Annotated in this window: 7 protein-coding genes; 2 read left to right on the top strand and 5 right to left on the bottom strand. The window is 65.0% G+C overall.

The features are described from left to right. Positions 1-167 precede the first annotated feature (167 nt). The gene (locus AC1DN0_RS10215; protein WP_441636727.1) at positions 168-617 is read right to left on the bottom strand and encodes an Lrp/AsnC family transcriptional regulator; all 450 of its coding nucleotides are present in this window, start codon (positions 615-617) and stop codon (positions 168-170) included. 154 nt (positions 618-771) lie between these two features. Between AC1DN0_RS10215 and AC1DN0_RS10210 the strand changes: the two genes are divergently transcribed. Further along, positions 772-1,380, top strand: a complete 609-nt coding sequence (locus tag AC1DN0_RS10210; protein ID WP_441636729.1) for a glutathione S-transferase — start codon at positions 772-774, stop codon at positions 1,378-1,380. A 22-nt stretch (positions 1,381-1,402) separates the two neighbouring features. On the opposite strand, the gene AC1DN0_RS10205 is transcribed toward AC1DN0_RS10210, so the two are convergent. Beyond that, a complete protein-coding gene (locus AC1DN0_RS10205; protein ID WP_441636731.1) occupies positions 1,403-2,134 on the bottom strand; it encodes an oxygen-binding di-iron domain-containing protein in 732 nt (243 codons plus the stop codon). Positions 2,135-2,354: 220 nt separating this feature from the next. Between AC1DN0_RS10205 and AC1DN0_RS10200 the strand changes: the two genes are divergently transcribed. Beyond that, the gene (locus tag AC1DN0_RS10200; protein ID WP_441636733.1) at positions 2,355-3,518 is read left to right on the top strand and encodes a CapA family protein; all 1,164 of its coding nucleotides are present in this window, start codon (positions 2,355-2,357) and stop codon (positions 3,516-3,518) included. 4 nt (positions 3,519-3,522) lie between these two features. On the opposite strand, the gene AC1DN0_RS10195 is transcribed toward AC1DN0_RS10200, so the two are convergent. The 3 genes from AC1DN0_RS10195 to AC1DN0_RS10185 form a co-directional block, all read right to left on the bottom strand. Next, positions 3,523-3,981: a GNAT family N-acetyltransferase gene (locus AC1DN0_RS10195; RefSeq protein WP_441636735.1), complete on the bottom strand. Its 459-nt coding sequence runs from the start codon at positions 3,979-3,981 to the stop codon at positions 3,523-3,525. A 295-nt stretch (positions 3,982-4,276) separates the two neighbouring features. After that, the gene (locus AC1DN0_RS10190) at positions 4,277-5,755 is read right to left on the bottom strand and encodes an efflux transporter outer membrane subunit (protein WP_441636737.1); all 1,479 of its coding nucleotides are present in this window, start codon (positions 5,753-5,755) and stop codon (positions 4,277-4,279) included. Positions 5,756-5,757: 2 nt separating this feature from the next. Next, the gene (locus AC1DN0_RS10185; protein WP_441636738.1) at positions 5,758-8,910 is read right to left on the bottom strand and encodes an efflux RND transporter permease subunit; all 3,153 of its coding nucleotides are present in this window, start codon (positions 8,908-8,910) and stop codon (positions 5,758-5,760) included. Positions 8,911-8,927 lie beyond the last annotated feature (17 nt).

The raw sequence follows: 8,927 nt of genomic DNA, 5'->3' as shown, positions 1-8,927 counted from the left end.
GATGACTTTCTGTTCCTGAGTCATGGCGGACTCCTTGTGGATTCCGCCGCACACTGGCACTCTGGGCTACGCCCTTCGCACCGATGTGCGGCGGCATGGATAACCAACCACTGTCAGATTTAGTCTAGGCTATTACATTTTAAGCCTTTGAAGTTAAGCAGCCAAATTCACCTCACTTGCCCCCCAATCGTCACCACCTTCCGCACCGGACTCGACAACACCAACGACGTAGTCACCGCCCCATGCACCGCCAGCGCATCCACCACACGCTCCAGCCCGCTAGGATCGCCAATCGCGCAACGCACAATAAAGCAATGCTCTCCGGTCACACGATCGGCACTCAACACCTCCGGCATACTCTCAAAGAGCCTCACATACTTCTGGATATAAGCATGCGTGGTCTCGATATGGATGATTGCCTGCAGGCCAAGCCCCACCGCCCGCAAGTTCACCCTCGCCCCATATCCCTCGATCACCCCCGCGTCCTCCAGCTTGCGCACCCGCTCGCTCATGGCAGGCTGCGACAGCCCGATGCGCTTGCCGAGCGCCGCCAGGCTCTGGCGCGCGTCGGCCTGCAAGGCTTCGAGGATCAGTCGGTCCTTCTTGTCCAGCTCCATCCAGCGCTCCCTTGACGCCCGGCGCGCGCCGCCGATGACTCATCGGTACGCCGCGCTGTTTTCCAATGCCTTCCCATGTATCGCAATGGCATGCCCCGATTATGCTGGAACACGCCCGGCTCGATGCAGGGCCCCATTCTCTTGCGGAGACAATATGCAACTCGTAGGCATGCTCGATTCCCCCTATGTGCGCCGCGTCGCCATCTCGCTGCGCCTGCTGGATTTGCCGTTCGAACACAAGCCGGTCTCGGTGTTCAGCACGTTCGCGGAATTCCACGCGATCAATCCCGTGGTGAAGGCGCCCACGCTGGTTTGCGATAACGGCGTGGTGCTGATGGAGTCCGGCCTGATCCTCGACTACACCGAAACGCTGGCCAGGCGCAGCCTGATGCCAGCGGATCCCGGCCGGCGCCAGCACGCGCTGCGCTTGACCGGGCTGGCACTGGCCGCCTGCGAGAAGACGGTGCAGATCGTCTACGAGCGGAACCTGCGGCCGGCGGACAAGCAGCATGAACCGTGGATCGGGCGCGTGCAAGGCCAGTTGCTCGCGGCGTACTCGGCACTGGAAGTGGAACTGGCGGGCGCGGCGCTTCCAGCGGACGAGCGCTTGCTCACGCAAGCCGACGTGACCACCGCCGTGGCGTGGAGCTTCACGCGGATGATGCTGCCGGAATCCGTCGATGCGCGCACGTACCCGGCGCTCGCGTCGTTCAGCGCCGCCGCGGAACGGCTGGCCGCGTTCAAGGACACGCCGCAGACGTGACCCCTTCCGCGCCGGCCGGTCATCAGTGCGCCAACGCCTGTGCAAGCGCGCGCAACAAGCCGGCGCCATCGCCCCGCCAGGCACTGCCATGCATGCAGGCCAGGGTCGTGGGCTCGAGCAGCGCCATGCGCTCAAGCATGGCGCCTGCGTTCGGCGTGTGTGAGAAATAATCCATGCCGCGCCGGAACGCTTCGCTGGGCCCCAGGATATCGGCGTCGGTGAGAGGGGGAAGGCCGGAACCGCCCTGGGTGAACAAGTCGCCGCAGAGCAGCGTGCCGGTGCGCTCTTCCATCAGGAACCCGCACTCCCAGGCATGCGGCAGATGCGGCGTATCGAGCCAGCGCACGGTATGGCGGCCAAGCGCTACGGCTTGCCCGTCCGCCAGGCCCTGCGCGGGCCGGTCGGCCAGGTCGTTGATGGACACCATCGCCGCAATGCTGCCGCACAGCGGCGATGCGTGGGGCGCCGCGGCCAGCCAGTCATTGAGCGAGCCGCATTCGTCGGCCTCCACGTGCGAAAAGGAAATATGGCGCAGCCGGTCTGGCGCCATCACGCTGGCCAGGGCTTCGCGCACCAGCGGGAACATCTTGCGCGGCCCTGTGTGGAACAACAGCGGCTCGTCATCAAGGATCAGGTACTGGTTGAAAGAGAAGCCGCCGGGACCGCCGTCGATGGTGACCGGGGTATTGATCCGATAGATCCCGTCTGCGATTTCATGGACATTGGTACCCGACAGGGCATTGGTGACAGTCATCGTTGTCTCCTGGAGATCGTCGGGGCGCGGGGCCCGGCCGTCGGTGCCGGCCTGCTTCATTCTAGGCATTGAAACACCGCTGGCACGCCCCCTTTTGCCTGCCTGGATGCACATCTGCTGCCGGCGCATTTTCCCGCGCACCAGCGCAAAATGGGAATGGCTGCGATCTCGCAAGCGGGTAATCGCGTATCCGCGCCAGCCTGGAAGACGGAAGTGCACGATGAATGACGTCAGCGGGACAACCTCCGGCAACGCGGCTCCGGCCGGCAACCGTGCCTGCGTGCGCTTGTTCCTGTGCGGCGACGTGATGACCGGCCGCGGCATCGACCAGATCCTGCCGCATCCGGGCAGGCCGCGCCTGTACGAGCGCGGGGTACGTTCGGCAATCGGCTATGTCGAGCTGGCGGAGCGCGCGACAGGCCCGATGCAGCGGCCCGTTGACCATGCCTATCCCTGGGGCGACGCGCTCGCGCTGCTCGATCACTTCCAGCCGGATGCGCGCATCGTCAACCTGGAAACCGCGGTCACCACCTGCGAGGATGCGCAGCCGGGCAAGGGCATCCACTACCGCATGCACCCCGCCAATGTGCCGTGCCTCACCAGCGCGCGGCTGGATTGCTGCGTGCTCGCGAACAACCACGTGCTGGACTGGGGATGCGCCGGGCTCGACGAAACCCTGGCTGTCTTGCACGGCGCCGGCTTGCTTACCGCCGGCGCGGGACGCGACGAGACGCAGGCCGCCGCGCCCGCCGTGATCCGGCTCGCGCGAGGAGGAAGGGTTCTCGTGTTTGCCTATGCCACCGCGACCAGCGGCGTGCCGGCGGACTGGGCCGCGGCAGCAGGCCGCGCCGGCGTAAGTTTCCTGCCGGACATCTCGGCGCGCGCCGCCGATCGGGTTGCCTGCCAGACAGCGGCGTTACGGTGCGCGGGCGACATCCTGGTGGTGTCGCTGCATTGGGGTGGCAATTGGGGGTTCGATATTTCGCATCAGGAGCGGGCCTTCGCGCACCGGCTGATCGATGCTGGCGGCGCCGACATCGTGTACGGGCATTCGTCACATCATGTGAAAGGCATCGAGGTGTACCGCGAGCGCCTGGTTCTCTATGGCTGCGGAGACTTCCTCAACGACTACGAAGGCATCGGCGGCCACCAGACATACCGGCCTGACCTGGTATTGATGTACGTCCCGCTAGTGGACGCCGCGACCGGCGCATTGCGCGCGCTGTCCGCCGTGCCGATGCAGATCCGCCATTTCCGCCTGCACCGCGCGCCGGAGGAGGGCGTGGCATGGCTGCACGCCACGCTCGACCGGGAAGGCGGCAAGCACGGCGCGCATGTGATCCGCGCAGCGGACGATACCCTGGTGTTGCGCTGGAACGGCTAGCGCGCTACGCGCGAACGGCCTTGGCCATCTCGCTGGTCGCATGCCAGCCCAGCGCCACATACAAGGAGCGGCCCATCTCCGTTGCGTGCAGGATGGCGAACTGGATCTCGCGCCTGGCGAATTCATCCTCGGCCAGTTGCATCAGCCTGCGCCCCAGCCCCTGCTTGCGGTGCGTCTTGTCCACATACACGTTCAGCACGTACCCGCGCTTGTCCTGCGTGGGATGGGACGGATGCGGCGGCCAGTCGATCCCCATCAGGCCGATGCCGGCCACGGGCAGGCCCTGATCCTCCAGCACGAATCCAAAATAGCTGCCATCGCGCAGGCGCGGCTCCAGCCACGGCCGGAACTGCCGCGTCATGGTCTGGAGAATGTCATTGTCGCGGCCGGCCTCGCGGAACATTTCCTCGCGATGGCGGCAGACCAGTTCGACATCGTCGACACCAAGCGAGCGGACTTCCATGGACGGCTTCCTTCGGGTAGCGGGTTGGAGAGAAGTGCGCGCGGCAAGATATTGTCCAGGCCGCGCCAGCACTATCCTAGCGCACGCTCCGCGATTCGAAAATTCTCCGCACCGGCAGCGTGGGCGCTCGCAGCGATTGGCATGCATCATGGTTCGCCGTGGATCCGGAATTGCACTGGCGCGCCAGAACGCATGCAGGGAACCCAGGAAGAAAAAAAGCGAAGCACCAAAGGCGCTTCGCTTTGAGGCCATCCGGCAAGCACGCGCCGGATGGCAGGACGAAAAACTGTCTGTCTTACTGCGTCGTCACTGCTGGCTTGATGCCGTCGGCCGAAGCCACCGGACCGGTCTCGCTCAGGCCGCCGCCAAGCGACCGGTACAGGTCGATGGCGTTGTTCAGGCGCAGTTGCCGCGCCTGGATCAGGTTCTGCTCGGCGGTGAACAGCTGGCGCTGCGCGTCGAGCTGGTCGAGCTGGCTGGAAATGCCGCTGCGGAAGCGACGCGTCGACAACTCGAAGCGCGCCGCCTCGGCGTCGCGCACCTGCGCCTGGCTTGTGACCTGACCTTCCAGCGTGCCGCGCGCCACCAGTGCATCCGCCACTTCCGCGAAGGCCGTCTGGATGGTCTTCTCGTAGTTGGCGATCTGGATATTCTTGCGTGTCTTGGTCAGGTCCAGGTTGGACAGGTTGCGACCGTAATCGAAGATCGGCAGTACCAGTTGCGGCGCGAACGACCACGCGCCGGTGCCTGAGTCGAACAGGTTCGAGAAGACCGGGCTGATCGCGCCAGCATTGGCAGTCAACGTGATGCGCGGGAAAAAGGCCGCGCGTGCAGCGCCGATATTGGCGTTTGCTGAAAGCAACTGCTGCTCGGCCTGGCGGATATCGGGACGCTGCTCGAGCAGGTCCGACGGCAGCCCTGCCGGGATGTCGCTGATGATGCGTTCGTCCGACAGGCGCATCGCTTCGGGCAGGTTCTCGATGGTGCCCAGCGGCTTGCCCACCAGCACTTCGAGCGCGTTCTGCGCCTGCGCGCGCTGGCGTGCCAGCTGCGCCGCGGAGACGCGGGCCTGCGCCACCAGCGATTCGTTGTCGCGCAGGTCCAGCGCCGACGTGGCGCCCGCTTCGAAGCGCTGCTTGGCCAGGTTCAGTGTGTACTCGCGTGTCTTCAGCGTGTTCTGCGCCAGTTCATACTGCTCGGCAAAGGAACGCTCGGACAGGTAGGCCTTGGCAACTTCCGAGACCAGCGAGATCTGCGCGGAACGGCGCGCCTCCTCGGTGGCGAAGAACTGCGACAGCGCGGCATTGGAAAGGCTGCGCACGCGGCCAAAGAAATCGAGCTCGTACGAAGCGATCGACCCGCCCGCCTGGTAGTAGTCGACGATATAGGAATTGCCCGTGGCCGACTGCGCGCGCGCGAACCCCTGGCGCGTCCAGCCGGCCGTAGCGTTGACGGTCGGCAGCAGGTCGGAGCGCTGCACCTGGTACAGCGCGCGCGCTTCCTCGATGCGCAGCGCGGCGGTACGCAGGTCGCGGTTGTTTTCCAGCGAGGTGGCGATCAGCGTTTGCAGGCGCGGATCGCGGAAGAACTCGCGCCAGCCGATCTCGCTCGCATGGCGGCTTTCGCCGGTCTTCACCTCGGCGGCCGCGTACCCTTCCGGCGCGTCCGGATAGTGCGTGGCCACCGGCGGGGCCGGGCGCTCATAAACGGGTGCCAGTGTGCAACCCGAGAGGACGCCCGCCACCAGCAACAGCGTGGTCAGTGTCTTTGTCATTGTCAGATTCCCTCTTTGGGTTCGAGCCGCTGCTGGTCCAGCATATGCTCGCGCTTGCTGCCCTTGAAACGGCTGCGGATCACCACGAAGAACACCGGCACCAGGAAAATCGCCAGCACCGTGGCGGTGATCATGCCGCCGATCACGCTGGTACCGATGGCGCGCTGGCCACCCGAGCCCGCGCCGGTGGCGATCGCCAGCGGCAGCACGCCCAGGATAAAGGCCATCGAAGTCATCAGGATCGGGCGGAACCGCAAGTGCACGGCTTCAAGCGTAGCGTCGATGACGCTGCGGCCCTGCGCCTGCAGATCCTTGGCGAATTCCACGATCAGGATGGCGTTCTTCGCCGACAAGCCGATGGTCGCGATCAGGCCCACCTTGAAGTACACGTCGTTGGGCATGCCGCGCAGGGTCACGCCCAGCAGCGCGCCGAGCACGCCCAGCGGCACCACCAGCAGCACCGCGACCGGGATCGACCAGCTCTCATAGAGCGCGGCCAGGCACAGGAACACAATGATCAGCGACAGCGTGTACAGCATCGGTTCCTGCGAACCGGCCAGGCGCTCCTCATAGGACTGGCCGGACCACTCGAAGCCGAAGCCCGGCGGCAGCTTGGCGAAGTTCTCTTCCATGATTTTCATGGCTTCGCCGGTACTGCGCCCCGGTGCCGCCTGGCCAGCGATCTTCACTGCCGGCAGGCCGTTGTAACGCTCCAGGCGCGGCGAGCCCATGATCCACTTGGAAGTGGCAAAGGCGGCGAACGCAACCATGTCGCCATTCTTGTTCTTCACGCGCAGCTTGGTCAGGTCGTCGGGCAGCTTGCGGTCGCTGCCTTCGGCCTGGGCAATCACCTTGCGCACTCGGCCTTCGTAGATGAAGTCGTTCACGTAGGCGGAGCCGAACGCGATGGCCAGCGTCGAGTTGATGTTGGCAACCGAAACGCCCAGCGTGCGCGCCTTCTCGCGGTCGATGTCGATCTGCAGCTGCGGCGCGTCTTCCTGGCCTTCGGGGCGTACACCCACCAGCGCAGGATTCTTCGCGGCCATGCCGAGCATCATGTTGCGTGCTTCCATCAGCTTGGTGTGACCCTGGCCGGTGCGGTCCTGCAGGCGGAAGTCGAAGCCCGAGGAGTTACCGAGCTCGGAAATTGCCGGCGGGTTCAGCGGGAAGATGATGGCGTCCTTGATGAAGGACAGCGCACCGAACGCCCGGCCAACCAATGCCTGCGCGGTCTCGTTGGCACCCGTGCGCTCCTTCCAGTCCTTCAGGCGCACGAACGCGATACCGCCGTTCTGGCCGCGGCCGAAGAAGGAGAAGCCCGCCACGGTGATCATCTGGTCCACCACCTTGGATTCCTTCTGCAGGTAGTAGTCCTCGATCTGCTTGAGCACGCCGATGGTGCGCTCCTGCGTGGCACCGTTGGGCAGCTGCACCACCGTGATCATGTAGCCCTGGTCTTCCTCGGGGAGGAAGGACGAAGGCAGGCGCTTGAACAGCACCACCATGCCGACGATGATGAGGGCGTAGATGATCAGGTAGCGGCCGCCACGCTTCAGGATGCGTGCCACCGTGCCCTGGTAGCCAGTGGCGGCGCGCGCGAAGGTGCGGTTGAACCAGCCGAAGAAACCCTTCTTCTCGTGATGATGCCCGGCCTCGACCGGCTTGAGCAGCGTCGCGCACAGCGCCGGGGTGAGCGTCAGCGCCAGCAGCGCCGAGAACGCGATCGACGAGATCAGCGACAGCGAGAACTGGCGATAGATGTTACCCACCGAACCCGAGAAGAACGCCATCGGGATGAACACGGCGGTCAGCACCAGCGTGATGCCGACGATGGCGCCGGTGATCTGGCCCATGGCCTTGCGCGTGGCGTCACGTGGCGAGAGTCCTTCCTCGCTCATGATCCGCTCGACGTTTTCCACCACCACGATCGCATCGTCCACCAGGATACCGATCGCCAGCACCATGCCGAACATCGTCAGCACGTTGATGGAGAAGCCGAATGCCAGCAGCATGCCCGTGGTGCCCAACAGGGCCACCGGCACCACCACCGTGGGGATGATGGTGGCGCGCATGTTCTGCAGGAACAGGTACATCACCAGGAACACCAGCACCACGGCTTCGACCAGGGTCTTGATCACTTCCTCGATCGAGATCTTGACGAAGGCCGAGGTGTCGTAAGGCACCGAGTACTGGTAGTCGGCAGGGAAGAACTTGGACAGCTCTTCCATCTTGGCGCGCACCGCGGTGGCGGTGGCCAGCGCATTGCCGCTCGGGGCCAGCTTGATGGCGATGGCCGCCGACGGCTTGCCGTTGGTACGGGCCAGCGTGGAGTAATCGGCACCGCCGAGCTCGACGCGACCGACGTCCTTGACGCGCACCGAGGAGCCGTCCGGGTTCGTGCGCAACAGGATGTTGGCGAACTGCTCCGGCGTGCTGAGACGGCTTTCCGTGGTGACAGTGGCGTTGAGCTCCGTGCCCTGGGGCGACGGCGTGCCGCCAAGCTCACCCACGGCGACCTGCACGTTCTGCTCCGAGATGGCAGCGGTCACGTCTTGCGGCGTCAGGTTGTAGCCGGTCAGCTTGGCCGGGTCCACCCAGATGCGCATGGCGTACTCGGTACCGAACAGGTCGGCCTGGCCGACGCCCGGCACGCGACGGATCGAATCGATCAGGCTGGCCGAGACGTAGTTACCCAGCTGGATAGCATCGGCCTGCCCGGACTTGGACGAGACCGTCAGGAACATCATGTAGTTGTTCCCGGCCTTGTCCACGCGCACGCCCTGCTGGCGCACCTCCGCCGGCAGGCGCGCTTCCACGCGCTTGAGGCGGTTCTGCACCTCGACCGAGTTCAGGTCGATGTTGGAGCCCGGCTGGAAGGCGATCGTGATCGTCGACAGGCCGGTGGCTTCGCTGGTGGAGTTGTAGTAAAGCAACCCGGGAATGCCGTTGAGCTCTTGCTCGATCACCGAAGTGACCGAGTCTTCAAGCGTCTTGGCGGATGCGCCCGGATAGGTCGCCGTCACCGAGATCGTCGGCGGCGCGATGTTGGGGTACTGGGCGATCGGCAGTTGCACGACCGACAGCAGGCCCCCCAGCACGATGATCAGCGCGAGCACCCACGCGAACACCGGCCGGTCAATAAAAAACTTGGCCATAAAACTGGCTCCCTTCG

This window comes from Cupriavidus sp. 05N39, assembly GCF_056397325.1.
This window is presented reverse-complemented; position numbering and strand designations above follow the sequence as displayed.